We start from the raw sequence: 14,881 nt of genomic DNA on the forward strand, positions 1-14,881 counted from the left end.
GAGCGTGCGGGCAACTTATTCATGAGCGTAACCGTCAGGAACAACACCTGAAGCCGGCAGGGATTTTCGCGTGGGTCGGCCACCCAACAGTCCCTCCTGCTCCGGCAGCATGCTGCCAATGTGGATGCCATCCTCGCTGATCTCGTACGCGCACAACTCGTTCGAGTGCGCGCTTGCGCGCACCTTGACCACAGCCATGACGCGCAACAGCCGGCTATCGACTTCAATGTAACGCTGCACAACGATCGCGTCGGTCATGAAAGCGGTGCCGTAAGGGCTAAAGCGCAGGTCGGTGTAGCGGTCCTCCAGTTCCGAGGTCATCAGCACGGTGACACCTTCCGCGGCGAGCGCGGACACCATGCGCGACAGCGATTCGCGGAAGTCGGGACGGAAGGTCGGCGCCAGGGCCAGCTCGAAACCCGAAAGCGAATCGATGACCACGCGGGTCGCGCCAAGTCGACGAATTTCGGTAAGGAGAAGAAGAACAATTTCGTCGATCGAAAGATCCGGCGCCTGCGTGTCGACGAGACCCACTTCGCCCTGTTCAATCAGTTGCGCCAGTAAAGGAGAACGCTCGCGGTTGGGGATCTGCTCGAAAGCCGCGATGACGCCGGTTTCCCCCTGATTCGCGCCCTCGACCAGGAATGCCGCGGCGAGGATGCTCTTGCCCGATCCGGAGGGACCGGCCACCAGCAACGAGTAGCCCCTGGGCAAGCCGCCACCCAGCATCGCGTCAAGCTTGGGCACGCCGGTGCCCAGCCGGCGAACCGGGACGTCTGTCGGTACACCGGGGTCTACCGGGGCCAGCACCCGAGCCGGTGCGAACACTTTGATCCCCGTGTCATCGATCCGGAAGGTATGCAAACCGGGCAACGTCGGCTGCCCACGCATCTTCATGATTTCGATCTTGCGGACCATCGAATTGCGCTGGACGCTCTGCCGCAGCCAGATCAGGCCGTCCGCCACCGTGAAAACGGGATTGGCGTCGGTCTCGGCAAAGTATTCGCCAATGAGGAAGGTGGTCGCCTGCCAGCTGGTCATCACCATGCCCAGTTGTTGCACGAACTGCTGGAGGCTGTTGTGCTCGTTGCCGGGCGCGCTGTTTGCCAGAACGACGGAGCGGAATGAGTCCACGAAAATAAGGGCCGGATTGTATTTCTCGACCTCGGCGATGATGCGCTTAAGCACCTGGTCGAGATCGCCTGCGAGCGTCTCGTCCGTCAAATTGATGAAGTGGATGGAGCCGTTGACCAGTTCTGTGTCGAAGAACCCGAACTGCTGCTGATAGCGCAACATCTTGAGCGGTGGTTCGCCGAGCACGGTGAAGTAAAGCGTCGGGCGCTCCGCTTTGGCCAGTGAGAACATCATCTGGTGCGCAAGCGTTGTCTTGCCGCAACCCGGAGGCCCGGCGATCAGGTTGAACGAGAACTCTGGCAAACCTCCGCCGAGCACCTCGTCCAGGCCCGGCACGCCGGTCGCCAAGCGAGTGATTGTTGATCGGGTGCTCATGGTGGAGTGTCCTACATGGATCGGTTTAGCAGTTGTCCCAGATCGGACGAAGCAATCGCTCCGTCAACGAGGGGCCGACCAAGCTCGATAGCAGCTCGTAGAACGTTCGAAAAAGTGCGCCGCCGCCGTCGAGCGCGACGGCCTTGTCCTGTTCCATCAGCGCTGCCCGGAGTAACGTCAGATCGAGCGCTTGCGGAAGGCCTTCTGCCGTACCAGACCCGGGAATCCATCCGTAGGCGGAGCCGGCCAGATACGTGCTCCGCTTGTAGAGCATGGCAATACCACGCTTGCCGAGTATGGGCCCCAGGGTCGTGTCGATCTCATTCCAGATGGAAATAATGGACTCAACGACGTCGGCAACGCCGGGATCGTCGCCCGCGCGTCGGCTGAGCGCCTCAACTATCCGATCACTCTCTCGACCAACCACAGGAATGACCTGCCCAATTTTTGGGACGTAGACGCGCACCATACGCTGTCTTGAGATTCACCGTTACGATTGGTTTGCAGAACCCGAGAAGCGACCCACGCCGAAATGCTCGGCCGTGCCACGGCCTGGACGGCTGACCACCATCAAAGCAGCGAGGGGCACCATGGTCGACACAGTCACCAGTCTCGAGATCGACGAACTTCATACCTACTGGGCTTGCCAGCGCGCACCAGGATCTGCCGCGCCGCTACCCCAGGACATCCAGAAAACACTACTGGCCGGCTTGCGTCTTAACGTGCTGGAAACCCTGCGCTACCTGAACTACGAAAAGCCGAGCTACGCTCAATTCGAAGCCTGGATACGCGAGCGCAACGACGGCGAACTGACGGACGCCTCGCTGGACCGCCTGCGGCGTGCACTGGCGGGCGAGAGGGTTGGCTCTGAAGTTGGCAGTCTTGATCACGTCGAAGGCCTGAGTAAAGACGACCTTGCGCACTGGGACGAGCACGGCTACGTCATTCTTCGCCAGGCGATCAGCGCCGAAGCGGCGAGAAACGCCGAGATGGCCATCTACGACCATCTCGGGATGAACCCCGACGACTCCGAGTCCTGGTATCGCGAATCGCTAGGCCATTCCATCTGGGTGCCCTTGCTGCGGCACCCGGCGCTAGTAGCCAACCGAAGCGCGCCCCGTATCCACAAGGCCCATGCCCAGCTATGGGGTCGCGAAGATCTCTGGGTAACCATTGACCAGGGCGGACTCAACCCGCCGGAACGCGAGGACTGGCCGTTCCCCGGCCCGCATTTGCACTGGGATGCCACGCTCGCCGAGCCGCACTGCCTCGAGTTGCAAGGCATCCTGTATCTCGCCGATGTCGAAGAGGACCAAGGGGCATTCAGCTGCGTGCCGGGCATGCATCGTACGCTGAAGCAATGGCTGAGCACCGTCCCGGCAGGTGTCAGTGCGCAGCAGCATGCGCACCGCACACTGACCATGAAGCCGATTGCCGCCAAGCGTGGCGACATGATCATCTGGCATCACCTGCTGCCGCATGGCAGCAGTCCGAATCGCGCGCAACGTCCGCGTGTCGCGCAATACATGTCGCTTCGACCGACGCGCTTTGCCTATGCCGACAAATGGACGTCTTGATCACAGGCCTGTCGTGGCGGCCCCCGGCAACACATAAAGATAGACGGCGAAGTAATGCAGCATGCTGCCCGCCAGCACGAACACATGCCACAACGAATGGTGAAACGGCAACCGCTTTGCCAGATAGAACGGGACGCCCGCCGTGTAGGCAACACCCCCCGCCACCAACAACACCAGGCCGGTCTTTGGAACGTGAGCTGCCAGCGGCTGAAACGCAACAATCGCGCCCCACCCCATCGCGACGTACATGAATACGGCCGCACGGTGATACCGCTTCAAGATACCGAGCTCAAGCACGCTGCCGACAATAGCCACCAACCAGACCGCACCAAACAGACCAAGGCCCCATGCGCCGGGGACCGCCACGAGTGCGAAAGGGGTATAGGTGCCGGCGATAAGCCAGTAGATACCCACATGATCCAGTGTCCGAAGAATGCCCTGGACGCTGTGGTGCTGGAGCGCGTGATAAAGCGTCGACGCGGTGTAGAGGAAAATCAGTGTGGCCCCATAGAGCGCACTGGCGAACACGGCAACGGACCCCGCGTACACAGCCGCTTTCGCAACCAGTGCGACGAGCCCGGCGATGCTGAGCCCTATGGCCACCCCATGGACGACGCAACTGCCCAGTTCGTCGACGCGCGCGTGAGGCACCAAGGCGGCGCTTGAATCCGTAGCCATCTGGAAAACCCGATCGAAGGCAAGGTGTCATCTTGCCAGCGTGGCATTGCAATTGATGCTGCCCCGCCTGCGTGGGGCCTGCGCACTGACACCTTGCCCTTCCTCAAGCATTTTCGGCAAACCTGCCCCAACCGTGACGTGCTTCCGGCCAATAAGGGGTTGGAACCATGGCATCCTTAAAAAGATAGCCGCGAACCACACTCACCATCGAAGGGAGCAGAGGTTTGAAAGGAAGCGCAGAGTGTGACCTCACCGCTACGGCCGTCCACTGGCAAGCCTGGGGGCGGCACATGGCCGTTGCCGCGGCCTACATCGGCTTCTACGAACTTTGCCGCTACGTGTCCTTTCCGCAATGGATGCTGATGAGCGGCTTTCGCCTCACCTGCCTCTTGCTCCTTCCTCCACGTTACTGGCCGGCCATCGTCCTGGGCGAAGCCCTGCCCTTGCTCGAGAACGCCGTAGCATGGGGTCCGAAATTCGGGATCGAGTGGGCGCTGCTGGCCGCAGTGCCCATGGCGCTCCTGTGGATACCCGCGCTGAAACCGCTGTGCGCGCGCTGGCCGATTCATGACGCCGAGGGCCGCCCGAACATGACGGCGATCCTGATGGCCAACCTGGTCACGGCCATCATCACCGCCGCGTCCACCACCGTCAGCCTCGTCCTGGCATTACGGCATAACCCGGGCCAGTGGCCCGACGTGGTACCTGGGGACTACTTCTTCGCCTATCTGCTCGGGGCGTACCTGGGCGCACTGACTCTGACGCCGGTTGTTCTGGCCCTGCATGAGCGGTTCCGCGCGCTGCGAGACGCGCCCCTGAGCGTGGGGTCGGTGTGGTGCAGTGCCCTCCTCCGCGACACGCTCTGGTGGGTGCTTCCCGCGCTGGCGATGCTCGCGTGGGTAGCCGTACTCACACCCAACGATGAACTACGCACGGCGGCCCGGCTGGCAATGCTCTGGCCGGTGTTCGGCCTGGCGTGGCGCCATGGGTGGCACGGCACGGCGGTAGGCGGCATGGCGGCCAGTGTGGCCCTGGCCATGACCGCTAAAGACTTTCTCGATCCCCAGATGATCCGGGTCCAGTTGGTGCTGGCGATCGCGCTGTCCGGAAGCCTGCTGTGGGGTGCCCGGAACAAAGGCGCCCGGGCTGTTCTGCCCGAGCGCCTCTGATCGGATCAATGCCCCGTGCTGTCAGGGGCCTTTCATCGAGCAATCCGCAGGATTACCGTTGCAGTTGCCCGGGGCCAGCAACAGCCGCACCGTACCGTCGGACTGCGGCGCCGCGTGGACCGTCATGCTCTGGTCCTGGTAAACCGTTTCCCCCGTAACCGGAGCAGCCGGGTCCGTGGCGACAACCCAGTGACTGGCGTCCACCCCGATGGGTAAATCCAGCACCTGACCATCGATGTAGGCGACCGCACCACGCACGTTGCCGTTCGCGTCATTGATCTGGACGTAGCGCACGCCCTGCTTCTCAAAGCGATAAGCATGGAAGTTCGGGCTCGCACTGAGGTCGGCGGCATTGGGCCATGATTGACCCAGCCCTGTCCCCGAAGGCATGGTGGCCGCAGCTGTTCCACATCCAAACAGCAGCGCAAGGGACAGCAAGGCACGGTGATTGATTGAACGCATACAGGACTCCGTTGTTCGCGTTATGGGAGACGCAAGCGTAGCGGAGCTTTCATTCCCATCGCCTGTGCTCTCTGCATGGTGCGGCCGAAAATGCACACGGGCTTTTCAGCTACCCATCTCCCGGCGTGCTTACCGCCCGGATGGCCATGAACGGAGCGCGGGTACCCGCGAGCAGGATTCCCGAGATAAACAGGGCAAGAACCACCTGACTCTCGATCATCGCTGGGTCGAACGAGACGGTCCCGGTGACGGCAAGGGCGATGCTTGCGCCGAAACCGCCGATCGCGCTGCCATGCCATCCGTGCCGGAAGGCGAGTCCGAGGACAGGAAGCAACATGGCCATGCGGGCAAGCTGACGGATGGTGCTGTCTGGTGCGACATGCGCCAGCCACGCAGAGATAACCAGGCCTGGAAACGCCCACAACGCAGCATCACGCAAGAGACCACTGCGCCACACCACCCGCCACGTTAGTCGCTTGAGTGCCTGTGATCGCTCATGCAGCGTAAGGATGGCGGGAGGCAGGGTCAGCGCGATGAGGTAAGCGCCTAACAAATACACCCAGAAACAGGTCCCTACCGAGATGCCGGGCCACGCCATCGGCGCATACGACAGCGCGGTGGCGAGTGTGACCGACGTGGACACGGCTGTGATGGTTGCACACCCAAACGCCACGACGATGACGACGGGCATCCGCACCCTTCCGTCCTCTCCGCGCAACGGCCAACGCTGCAAAACGGGTTTCACGCATCCCATGAAAAGAACAATCATCGGCACGGAGGCCGAGAGAGCCCAGGGACCGCCTAACGTCGACATGCAGAACAATGCATTGACCACGAGCGGAACGGTTTCACCCACCGCAAGCGCCGGCCAGTATTTGACCGGCACGAGAAGTAGGCAGGCCAGGCGAAGGCCCGCCGTTAACGTCCAGTCGGAGAAGTTCATATGACGAGCAACCTCGTAGCAGCCCGCGTAGGCTGCCGCGATCGCAAAGTGCTGTCCCCAGGCGGTCCATCGCGCGCTGCTTCCGTTCACTCATTTCCCCGACGTATTGTCTGGATGTCGGAGGATGCCATGGTCCGGCCTCGATGGCAGGCGGAAACCGCGGCTTAACCGTCAAAGGGAAAGCCACTGCCGAAAATGCATGCTGATCGCCCTTCTTCGGGCGGTTATCGCTTGGGCGGCTTCCACGTCGATGCCATGGCCACAAAGGCCCGACACGCGGCAGTGCGATACGCGCCCTTCCGTTGAAGCAAGGCCACGGTGCGCTGGGCCATGGCATCGCGCAACTTCACGGGGCAAAGTCCATCGTGATGGTGGGCGACTGCCTCCGGCAGCACGGTAGCGAGCCTGTCGCTGTGCTGGACGATCTCGATGATGCCACTGACCGAATTGGCTTCGATCGCGGTACGAGGATTGATTCCCTGGTCGTGGCAGTGACGGTCGATATGACCTCGCGTTGCGAAGTCACCACTCAACAGCACGCGCGGCTCACTTTCGAACTCACGAAGGGAGAGCGCCCGCCGCCGGGTGGCATACGGGTGCTTCTTACCCACCACCAAGGCGAGTGTTTCGACAAACCAGGCCTGACTCTCGATGTCCGCCGACCGCGCACCCATGAAGCCGATGCCGATGTCGAGATCGTCTTGCGCAAGCAGGGTCTCGATGCGGTCCTGGTTCATTTCCGAGACGCTGAGATCGATGCCGGGATAGGTCGCGTTGAAGCGTGCCACCAGCGGGCCCATCAGATAGGCGGTGAAGGTCGGCGTCATGGCCAACCTGAGATTGCCGCGAGTCAGGTCCTGCGCGTCATGAATGGCTCGCTTGCCGGCATCAAGATCCTGCATGGCGCGGCGCGCGTATTCCGCATAGGCCCTGCCCGCATCCGTTAGCCGGACGGTGCGTCCGGACCGATCAAGGAGCTGCGCCCCAAGGGCGTCTTCCAGTTGCCTCATCTGCTGCGACAACGTCGGTTGCGAAACATGCAGCGCCTCCGCGGCGCGCGTGAAGTTCCGGTGCTCCGTGACCGCAAGGAAGTAGCGAATGTGTCGCAGCAGCATGACGCCTCAACGATAGGTGGTGCTTATGGTCCGGATAGCGAACCGGTCTTGGACGTCATGGGGCACGCAGGTGGATTCTATCGCGTCATCAAACCTACCGTGTCCCGGAAGAACCCAACCATGAAAACGCTACGCACGTCGCATCGCCGGTGGATGTTGTCGCTTGCCGTCCTGACTGGCGCCTTGGCGATTTCCACCATAAGTTTTGCCAATGGGTCGTCACCGGACGACTACTTCCACACCGGCGCGGGCGCGCGCTACCTGGTTCGCGCACAGACCGCGCTCGACATCGAACCCCAGCGCGATGGCATCACCGTGGTGCTTGGATCAGGCGGCAACATCACCGTTCTCTCCGGACCCGACGGCAAGTTCCTGGTCGATGCGGGCATCAGCCCGTCGAGGGCCAAATTGCAGGTGGCGTTGAAGCAACTCGGCCCTACCCCGGTCAAGTACGTGGTCAACACCCATTGGCACTGGGATCACACCGACGGCAATGCATGGCTGCATGCATCGGGTGCGACCATCGTCGCCCAGAGGAATACGTTCAAGCACCTCACCGAGACGACGCACGTCAACGAATGGAACTGGACCTTCCATCCCGTCCCTGCCGGCGCGCGGCCGACGCTTCTCGTGGATGACGAGAAGACCTTCGACTTCGATGGAACACGTATCGAGGTAGAGAACCTGGGCGCCGGGCACACCGATGGCGACCTCTGGGTCTACTTCGTCAAAGCGGACACCCTGGTCCTAGGCGACACGTTCTGGAACGGCCACTTTCCGTATATCGACAACGAGGACGGCGGCAACATCGACAGCGCCATCAAATGGGCCAACAGCGCCATCGACCGGACCACGGACAAGACCATCGTCGTGCCGGGCCATGGTCCGGTCGGGAGCCGCGCCGACCTGATCGCCTTCCGCGACATGCTTATCGCGGTACGCAATAACGTTCGCGCGCTGAAGCAGCAGGGAAAGTCGCTGGACGACATCCTTGCCGCCAAACCCGCTGCCGCCTTCGACGCCCGCTGGGGTGGTTTCGTGATCGGGCAGGATCACTTCGTCAAGCTAGTCTATGCGGGCTTGTGAGTAACGCTCGGTCAATGCGCCCAGGGCGAGTGACGGATCACGCTGCAGATGTCCACTCGCTGGAACGCAGGCTCTCTCGCAGCGATAAAATCGTCGTTGAACGTGCCGAACGTCGTGGCGGGTCGACGCTTCAACCCCTCATAGAAGGTATCGATGATGTGCTCCTTGAAGCGATCATCACGGGGAAAAGCCGCCACTACCGCCTCGCGCTCTTCGTCGGTGATCTGGTCGTATGAGCGCCCCGCCACATCCATGCCCGCTGCCACATGAAGCAAGGATGCTTCCGGATGCAGGAATTCCGGGATCCCGGGCGTCGTGTGGAGGGCGATGGCGGTCCAGACTTTATGGATGTCCGTTTCGGCGATGCCATGACGACGCATGAAATCGCGCGCGGCATTCGCTCCATCCACTTCGAAACGAAGCGCGCTGCTGTGGAAGCCTTCGGTCAGCCCGAGGTCGTGGAACATCGCGCCGGTGTACAGCAGTTCTGGATCGAAGCTCAGGCCCTTGTGCTCTGCGAACAGAGCGCCCCAGAGATAGACCCGCATCGAGTGCTGGAACAGCAGGTCGCTGGCCGTGTCGCGAAGCAGCTGCGTGGCTTCGCGGGCGATAGCGCTGTCGGGAAGCGTTATCCCGAGGATCGTGGTTGCCATGCTTACTGGCCTTTTCCCGCGTTCTGCGGCGTGGTCAGCGCGGTGTCGTCCGTATCGACGACGAACACGGCGAGCAATTTCGCCGGCTCGGTCTTGCTGGCGTTGCGGCTGATTCGATGCTGCGCACCGGGCTCTTCGTAGAACGCCTGCCCCGCCGTGTAGACGTGCGCGGGCTGGTCATTCACCTGGCTTTCGATGGCGCCCGATACGACGTAGGCGTAGATGAAGGCCGACTTTGCATGGGTATGTGGTTGCGAAGCGCCGCCCGGAGGATAGGACACCTCGACGGCAACCAGCGACTTGCCGGGGATATTGGGAATGACATGCGAGAAATTCGGCTTGACCGAATCGCCCGGCGAGTGGGCGCTGGTCGGCGCCACGGAAGCCAGCGAAGCAACGGCAAACAGGGCGGGAAGAAGGATTTTCGTCATCATGGATTACTCCTCTTGGAGCAACCATCTTGCGCCGTGCCGAGGTGCATCGAAAAGGACCAAAAACGTCGCCTTTCAATGCACCATCGATCCGGACGTCGACGTGGCGGGTCAGATGGCCCTAATCCACCAACGTCGCCGCAGCCGCCTGCTCAGTGTTATGCACCGCACGCTTGCGCGGCAGGAAGCTCGCGGCGATGAGGCCCAGCACGACCACGCCCAGAGCCCACACGAAGGTGTGGCCGAACGCGCGGCCGAGCGCTGGCAGGATCGCCGTATGCATCGCGGGCGTCATGGCGCGGGCAACGGCAAGGCCGGACTCCGGCACACCGGTCGAAGGCATCACGCTGGCGATCTGGTGCGACAGCACAACGGCAAGCAAGGCCGTGCCGACCGAGCCACCCACGCGCTGCACCACGTTCATGCCACTGGTGACGCGAGCGATCTCGTGGCGCTGCAGGCTGCTCAATGCCGCCGTCATCGACGGCATCATCGTCGAACCCATGCCGATGCCGAGCAGGAACAGCATGCCCTCGACCATCCACATCGGCGTGTCACTCTGGATCTGGGTGAGTCCCAGGAGACCGAGGCCCGTCATGCAGAGACCGACGAGCACGATGCGACCAGGACCCGTCTTGTCAGTCAGGCGTGCCGCAATCGGCATAGAGATCATCGCGCCGATGCCCTGCGCCGCCATCAGCAGGCCGGCGTGCAACGCCGACTCACCGCGCACCAACTGGAAATACAGCGGCAGCAACAGCGCGGTACCAAAGAACGCCGTGCCGAAGAAGAACGACGTGGAAGCCGCGGCACCGACGACACGCGTGCCGAACAGGCGCACGTCGATCAAGGCACCTTCCTTGCGACGTGCATGCCACACGAAGCCGATGACCAACGCCAGGCCAAGCAATACACCGCCTACGGCATCGGGCCGGGTGAAGCCTCCACCCGCCGCGGTCTCCGCCAGCCCATAGACGAAGATGGCCAGGCCCGGCGACAGCATCAACAGGCCACGCCAGTCGAGTCCATGATGTGGCTTGGGCTCATCGCGGTCCAGGAAACGCGACGCCGCGAACAAAGCGATCACGCCGATCGGGAGATTGACGAAGAAGATCCAGCGCCACGAGAGATCGTCGACGAACCAGCCACCCAAAATGGGACCGACGATCGGCGCGACCAGCATCGGGATGCCGACCAGTCCCATGACGCGCCCCATGCGCTCGCGTCCTGCGGCGTGGGAAAGAATGGTCATGCCAGCAGGCATGATCATGCCGCCACCGAAGCCTTGCAGCACGCGAAAGACGATCAGCGATGTCGCCGACCATGCGAGGCCGCATAGCACGGAGCCGAGCACGAACAGCGCGATGGAACCGATGTACAGGCGCTTGGTACCGAAGCGATCGGCCGCCCAGCCGGTCAGCGGGATCACCGTGGCAAGCGCCAGCATATAGCCGGTGGAAATCCACTGCGTGACCGACAGCGATGTGCCGAACGAGTGCGACAACTCGCGGATAGCGACGTTGACGATGGTGGTGTCGAGAATCGACATGAAGCTGCCGAGCACGACGACGGAAGCGATGCTCAGCAACCGGCGGTCGAGCGCCGGCGGCGCATCGGTTTTGGCGGGGGCGTTCATTCGGGTTTTTCCGGGGAGCAGTAAGAGGAGCCGGGGGGCGTAGAGAAATGCTTGCGGGTGAGCGCACCAAGGGTGGCCAAGGCACCAGCCAGGGCGGTCCGCTCTTCGTCGGAGAGCGCCTGGACAAAGCGATCTGCGGATCGGCCACGAGCGCGACCGATCTTCTCGAGCGCCTCGCGGCCCGGCTGGGCGAGACCGATGCGCTTGATGCGTCGGTCCGCGTCGTCCTCCCTTCGCGTCAGCAGACCCAGGCGGACCATGCCGTCTACGGCCCGACCGGCTGCTGGCAGCGACAGGGAAACCGTCTCGGCCAGCTCGTTCACCGCGAGGTCCGAGCCCGAGTTATCGAGGATCCACAGCATGCGCAGCTGCGAGAAGGTCAGGTCAAAACCGGCCATGACGGCGGCCACACCGGCCTGACTGTCCTTGATGATGGGCATGAGGACGCCCATGAGCTCGGCGGCGAGGGGATGCGTGTCTGGAGGTAGCTTGTGCATGGGCGCAATATTACGCCTTTAAGCAATAGTTGCAAGGTCGCAAGTATAAGTGCATACGACGCAAGGCTGATGCCGCCTTCGCACCCTCGCGCCTATGCTCGTTCCATGGCCACCGTCGATAAAGAAACCGTTCTCAGCCGCCACCGCCTGGCGCTGGATGCGACTGCCATCGGTCAGGCGATGATCGAAGGCGATATGGAGGAAGCGCGATTTCGCGCCTACCTCCTACGCAGCCAGGCCTCTGAGCTTGGCCTAGAAGATGTCGAGAAAGCCGCCCTGATGGTGGTCGTCATGCTGCCGCCCGACGAACGCCTGCCGAAGCGCGGCATCGGCCGCGCGATGCTGCGGCTCTGCGACACACTCGACGTCCGACACTAGCTGCCCTCTCCCTCTTTCATTTGAACGTAGCCAGCCACTGCAGCAGGGCGTGAGAGAGTTCGGTCCGCTGGTCGGAATACGCGTGGTCGGTCGGCAGGTGGAGTGTCGTCACCTGCTTGTCGCCCGCTTTGCGAAGGGCATTCGCAAACGCATCGTCGGCAGGGGCCAAGCCATCGTCCGACGTGATCACGAACGCCGGCCGGTTCTTGAGCGGCCCGACCATGGATTGAAACGCCCATGTTGTCGCGTGGTCAGCCAGATCCGTCGCCAGGCTTTCGGGGGTGCATCCGTTGAGCGGCGCCAGTCCTTCCTCCGCCAATGCCGCGCCCATCTTCGTGACCGCCTGGGTCCGCGAGCCCTGCTCCTTCGCCTGCATCTCGCCGAACCGGCCTGCCAGGTCAGCTGCAGAAATCATCGCTATGCCCTTGATAGCCGGGTCAGCGGCAGCGGCCTGCACGGCCATGAAGCCACCCATGCTGTGACCGACCAGCACGATGCGTGAAGGATCCAGCCGCAGTCGTTTCGCCGTTTCGGGTTGACGCAGGTAGGCGATCGCGGCCGCCACGTCCTCGATGCTGTGCGAGAAGGAGAAATCCCCCGGCGTTCCCCACGACCCACGGTAGTTGAAGAACAGAACGTCCCATCCCGCGCGGCGCATGTCCTGGGCGAGATCCAGGTTGCGTTCGTTGCCTGGAAAGCCATGCAACAGGATCACGACAGGATGCGGGCCGGCACCTGCCGCCACGTAAACCAACGCATTCATCGGCGAACCATGGCTGGGAATCTGCATGGTTTCCATCGACGCCTTTGCCGGTGCTTCCAACTTGGAAAGCAGACGATCATCGAAAGGGGCGGCGTGCGCAGATGCCATGACCAGAGACAGCAGCACGTACGTCGAGAACCGCGAAAACGCCGTCGAATGAACCTTCATTTTATTCCCTCGATTGAGATTCCTGGCACCAAGAGCGCATCGTACGTCAACGGCACCCGGCTTCGCTCCGGGTTAACGCACCGACTGTTCCACTGGCGCCCCGTCCTAGCCGGCAACACGCCATGCGCCATCTCGTTGTCGTCCTTGGCGACCAGCTCAACAGGGACTCGTCGGCCTTTGATGACTTCGATCCCGCCGCCGACCGTGTGTGGATGGCCGAGCGTAAAGGCGAGTCCGAACACGTGTGGTCGCACAAGGCCAGGAGCGCGCTTTTCCTGGCCGCCATGCGCCATTTTGCGGCCGGGCTCGACGCCGACGAGGTCCCCCTGACGTATACGCGACTCGCCGACGCCGGCCCCGACGACCTTGTCGAGCTCCTGGCATCGCAACTCCAGGACCTCAAGCCCCGCCGCCTGGTCATGGTCCGTCCCGGCGAACATCGTCTGCGCGAAGGCATCAAGGCTGTCGCGAAGGCGTGTGGCGTGGACTATGTCGAACGCCCGGACCGGCACTTTCTCGTATCCACCGATGATTTCGGCCAATGGGCCAAAGGCAAGACACAGCTTCGCATGGAGCTGTTCTACCGCTGGATGCGTCAGCGCCACGCCATCCTGCTTGATGACAACGGCCAACCCGTCGGCGGCAAGTGGAACTACGATTCAGACAACCGGGGCAGCTTTGGCCGGCAAGGTCCGGGCTGGGTGCCGCGCCCGCTGGCCTTCGCGCCCGATGCCATGACGCAGGAAGCCATCGACGATGTCGCCTCCACGTTTCCCGCTCATCCAGGCGAGCTGGGTGCGTTCGACTGGCCGGTCACGCGCGATCAGGCGCAGGACGCGCTCCTCGACTTTCTTGACAAGCGCTTGCCCGCTTTTGGTCACTGGCAGGACGCCATGTGGACCGGGGAGACGTGGCTTTACCATGCACGTCTGTCGACGTGTATGAACCTGCGGCTTCTGTCACCGATGGAAGTGATTGAGGGCGCGCTGGAACGCTTTAAGGAAGGCAAGGTCAGCTTGTCCTCTATCGAAGGATTCATCCGCCAGATTCTGGGTTGGCGCGAATTCGTGCGCGGTGTTTACTGGCTCGCTCCCGAACGACTTCTTGGTTCGAACGCGCTTCATGCCGACGCCGCCCTGCCGGATTTCTACTGGACGGGTGACACCGACATGAACTGCATGAAGGAAGTCATCGGCCAGACGCTTCGGACAGGTTATGCGCACCATATCCAGCGCTTGATGGTGACCGGCAACTTCGCCCTGCTGCTTGGGGTGACGCCAACGCTGATCCACGAGTGGTACCTCGCGATCTATGTCGATGCCGTCGAATGGGTCGAGGCTCCCAACACCCTTGGCATGAGTCAGTTCGCCGATGGCGGCCGCATGGTCTCGAAGCCTTACGCCGCCTCGGGCCGGTATATCGACCGCATGAGCAACTACTGCACGGGGTGCCGATACAAGCCTGGCGACGCTGTGGGCGACGCTGCGTGCCCGTTCACGACGTTGTACTGGGATTTCCTCGAGCGTCATCGTGCCCGCTTCTGGCATCACCCGCGTGCAGCCCTTCAGTGGCGCTCGCTGGAGCGCTTATCGGCGGACCAGACCGAGGCAATCCAGGAGCAGGCCCGCCGCCTGCGTGCGCAATGGGCGACGCGCTGAGGCTTCGCTCGGTGCCACTTCCCGCGAGTCTTCCATGACGGATGCTTGGCAGACGCTCCTGCCGCTGCTAATGTCGCGCCGTCGCCACCGCAGGCGACCGTAAGCGTTTACGTCAACCAACGCGCATCCTGTCCAGTTGCCCTCGTGGCGGCTGGTCG

At 62.6% G+C, this 14,881-nt stretch carries 16 protein-coding genes; 5 read left to right on the forward strand and 11 right to left on the reverse strand.

The features are described from left to right. Nucleotides 1-15: 15 nt before the first annotated feature. Both HB634_RS07850 and HB634_RS07855 read right to left on the reverse strand, forming a co-directional pair. Nucleotides 16-1,509, reverse strand: a complete 1,494-nt coding sequence (locus HB634_RS07850; protein WP_213948205.1) for an ATPase domain-containing protein — start codon at nucleotides 1,507-1,509, stop codon at nucleotides 16-18. A gap of 25 nt (nucleotides 1,510-1,534) precedes the next feature. Continuing rightward, a complete protein-coding gene (locus HB634_RS07855; RefSeq protein ID WP_213948206.1) occupies nucleotides 1,535-1,978 on the reverse strand; it encodes a hypothetical protein in 444 nt (147 codons plus the stop codon). A gap of 121 nt (nucleotides 1,979-2,099) precedes the next feature. Here HB634_RS07855 and HB634_RS07860 point away from each other — a divergent pair, with 121 nt between their 5' ends. After that, the gene (locus tag HB634_RS07860) at nucleotides 2,100-3,086 is read left to right on the forward strand and encodes a phytanoyl-CoA dioxygenase family protein (protein WP_213948207.1); all 987 of its coding nucleotides are present in this window, start codon (nucleotides 2,100-2,102) and stop codon (nucleotides 3,084-3,086) included. Here the strand turns inward: HB634_RS07860 and HB634_RS07865 are convergent, their stop codons facing one another. Continuing rightward, a complete protein-coding gene (locus HB634_RS07865; RefSeq protein WP_213948208.1) occupies nucleotides 3,087-3,764 on the reverse strand; it encodes a hemolysin III family protein in 678 nt (225 codons plus the stop codon). A 224-nt stretch (nucleotides 3,765-3,988) separates the two neighbouring features. Between HB634_RS07865 and HB634_RS07870 the strand changes: the two genes are divergently transcribed. Continuing rightward, nucleotides 3,989-4,933 carry an MASE1 domain-containing protein gene (locus HB634_RS07870; RefSeq protein WP_213948209.1) on the forward strand — a complete coding sequence of 315 codons (945 nt, stop codon included), beginning with the start codon at nucleotides 3,989-3,991 and terminating at the stop codon, nucleotides 4,931-4,933. Between the two features lie 21 nt (nucleotides 4,934-4,954). Here HB634_RS07870 and HB634_RS07875 read toward each other — a convergent pair whose 3' ends face one another. The 3 genes from HB634_RS07875 to cynR all read right to left on the reverse strand — a co-directional run bounded on the left by HB634_RS07875 (nucleotide 4,955) and on the right by cynR (nucleotide 7,453). Further along, nucleotides 4,955-5,395, reverse strand: a complete 441-nt coding sequence (locus tag HB634_RS07875) for a hypothetical protein (RefSeq protein WP_255548446.1) — start codon at nucleotides 5,393-5,395, stop codon at nucleotides 4,955-4,957. Nucleotides 5,396-5,504: 109 nt separating this feature from the next. Next, nucleotides 5,505-6,428: an MASE1 domain-containing protein gene (locus tag HB634_RS07880; RefSeq protein ID WP_213948210.1), complete on the reverse strand. Its 924-nt coding sequence runs from the start codon at nucleotides 6,426-6,428 to the stop codon at nucleotides 5,505-5,507. A 134-nt stretch (nucleotides 6,429-6,562) separates the two neighbouring features. Next, nucleotides 6,563-7,453, reverse strand: coding sequence for a transcriptional regulator CynR (gene cynR / locus HB634_RS07885; RefSeq protein ID WP_213948211.1), 891 nt, complete (start codon nucleotides 7,451-7,453; stop codon nucleotides 6,563-6,565). Between the two features lie 120 nt (nucleotides 7,454-7,573). On the opposite strand from cynR, the gene HB634_RS07890 reads away from it, so the two are divergent. Next, nucleotides 7,574-8,539: an MBL fold metallo-hydrolase gene (locus HB634_RS07890; protein WP_213948212.1), complete on the forward strand. Its 966-nt coding sequence runs from the start codon at nucleotides 7,574-7,576 to the stop codon at nucleotides 8,537-8,539. A gap of 11 nt (nucleotides 8,540-8,550) precedes the next feature. On the opposite strand, the gene HB634_RS07895 is transcribed toward HB634_RS07890, so the two are convergent. The 4 genes from HB634_RS07895 to HB634_RS07910 all read right to left on the reverse strand — a co-directional run bounded on the left by HB634_RS07895 (nucleotide 8,551) and on the right by HB634_RS07910 (nucleotide 11,756). Next, nucleotides 8,551-9,192, reverse strand: a complete 642-nt coding sequence (locus tag HB634_RS07895) for an HD domain-containing protein (RefSeq protein WP_213948213.1) — start codon at nucleotides 9,190-9,192, stop codon at nucleotides 8,551-8,553. Nucleotides 9,193-9,194: 2 nt separating this feature from the next. Beyond that, on the reverse strand, nucleotides 9,195-9,626 hold the full coding sequence (locus HB634_RS07900; protein WP_213948214.1) for a cupin domain-containing protein: 432 nt from the start codon (nucleotides 9,624-9,626) through the stop codon (nucleotides 9,195-9,197). Nucleotides 9,627-9,744: 118 nt separating this feature from the next. After that, nucleotides 9,745-11,259: a DHA2 family efflux MFS transporter permease subunit gene (locus HB634_RS07905; protein WP_063570966.1), complete on the reverse strand. Its 1,515-nt coding sequence runs from the start codon at nucleotides 11,257-11,259 to the stop codon at nucleotides 9,745-9,747. Continuing rightward, the gene (locus HB634_RS07910; RefSeq protein WP_082878927.1) at nucleotides 11,256-11,756 is read right to left on the reverse strand and encodes a MarR family transcriptional regulator; all 501 of its coding nucleotides are present in this window, start codon (nucleotides 11,754-11,756) and stop codon (nucleotides 11,256-11,258) included. The genes HB634_RS07905 and HB634_RS07910 overlap by 4 nt, the downstream gene beginning before the upstream one ends. A 105-nt stretch (nucleotides 11,757-11,861) precedes the next feature. Between HB634_RS07910 and HB634_RS07915 the strand changes: the two genes are divergently transcribed. Next, a complete protein-coding gene (locus tag HB634_RS07915; protein WP_213948215.1) occupies nucleotides 11,862-12,134 on the forward strand; it encodes a hypothetical protein in 273 nt (90 codons plus the stop codon). Nucleotides 12,135-12,150: 16 nt separating this feature from the next. Here the strand turns inward: HB634_RS07915 and HB634_RS07920 are convergent, their stop codons facing one another. Next, nucleotides 12,151-13,065, reverse strand: a complete 915-nt coding sequence (locus HB634_RS07920) for an alpha/beta fold hydrolase (protein WP_213948216.1) — start codon at nucleotides 13,063-13,065, stop codon at nucleotides 12,151-12,153. A gap of 122 nt (nucleotides 13,066-13,187) precedes the next feature. Here HB634_RS07920 and HB634_RS07925 point away from each other — a divergent pair, with 122 nt between their 5' ends. Further along, the gene (locus HB634_RS07925) at nucleotides 13,188-14,723 is read left to right on the forward strand and encodes a cryptochrome/photolyase family protein (RefSeq protein ID WP_213948217.1); all 1,536 of its coding nucleotides are present in this window, start codon (nucleotides 13,188-13,190) and stop codon (nucleotides 14,721-14,723) included. Nucleotides 14,724-14,881 lie beyond the last annotated feature (158 nt).

Source organism: Luteibacter sp. dw_328 (assembly GCF_018449605.1).
Taxonomy (GTDB): domain Bacteria; phylum Pseudomonadota; class Gammaproteobacteria; order Xanthomonadales; family Rhodanobacteraceae; genus Luteibacter.

What these genes read in the sequence shown, in the direction of transcription:
- HB634_RS07850 (WP_213948205.1), bottom strand. Translation starts at nt 1,509, where the DNA reads ATGAGCACCCGATCAACAATCACTCGCTTGGCGACCGGCGTGCCGGGC.
- HB634_RS07855 (WP_213948206.1), bottom strand. Translation starts at nt 1,978, where the DNA reads ATGGTGCGCGTCTACGTCCCAAAAATTGGGCAGGTCATTCCTGTGGTT.
- HB634_RS07860 (WP_213948207.1), top strand. Translation starts at nt 2,100, where the DNA reads ATGGTCGACACAGTCACCAGTCTCGAGATCGACGAACTTCATACCTAC.
- HB634_RS07865 (WP_213948208.1), bottom strand. Translation starts at nt 3,764, where the DNA reads ATGGCTACGGATTCAAGCGCCGCCTTGGTGCCTCACGCGCGCGTCGAC.
- HB634_RS07875 (WP_255548446.1), bottom strand. Translation starts at nt 5,395, where the DNA reads ATGCGTTCAATCAATCACCGTGCCTTGCTGTCCCTTGCGCTGCTGTTT.
- cynR (WP_213948211.1), bottom strand. Translation starts at nt 7,453, where the DNA reads ATGCTGCTGCGACACATTCGCTACTTCCTTGCGGTCACGGAGCACCGG.
- HB634_RS07890 (WP_213948212.1), top strand. Translation starts at nt 7,574, where the DNA reads ATGAAAACGCTACGCACGTCGCATCGCCGGTGGATGTTGTCGCTTGCC.
- HB634_RS07895 (WP_213948213.1), bottom strand. Translation starts at nt 9,192, where the DNA reads ATGGCAACCACGATCCTCGGGATAACGCTTCCCGACAGCGCTATCGCC.
- HB634_RS07900 (WP_213948214.1), bottom strand. Translation starts at nt 9,626, where the DNA reads ATGATGACGAAAATCCTTCTTCCCGCCCTGTTTGCCGTTGCTTCGCTG.
- HB634_RS07905 (WP_063570966.1), bottom strand. Translation starts at nt 11,259, where the DNA reads ATGAACGCCCCCGCCAAAACCGATGCGCCGCCGGCGCTCGACCGCCGG.
- HB634_RS07910 (WP_082878927.1), bottom strand. Translation starts at nt 11,756, where the DNA reads ATGCACAAGCTACCTCCAGACACGCATCCCCTCGCCGCCGAGCTCATG.
- HB634_RS07915 (WP_213948215.1), top strand. Translation starts at nt 11,862, where the DNA reads ATGGCCACCGTCGATAAAGAAACCGTTCTCAGCCGCCACCGCCTGGCG.
- HB634_RS07920 (WP_213948216.1), bottom strand. Translation starts at nt 13,065, where the DNA reads ATGAAGGTTCATTCGACGGCGTTTTCGCGGTTCTCGACGTACGTGCTG.
- HB634_RS07925 (WP_213948217.1), top strand. Translation starts at nt 13,188, where the DNA reads ATGCGCCATCTCGTTGTCGTCCTTGGCGACCAGCTCAACAGGGACTCG.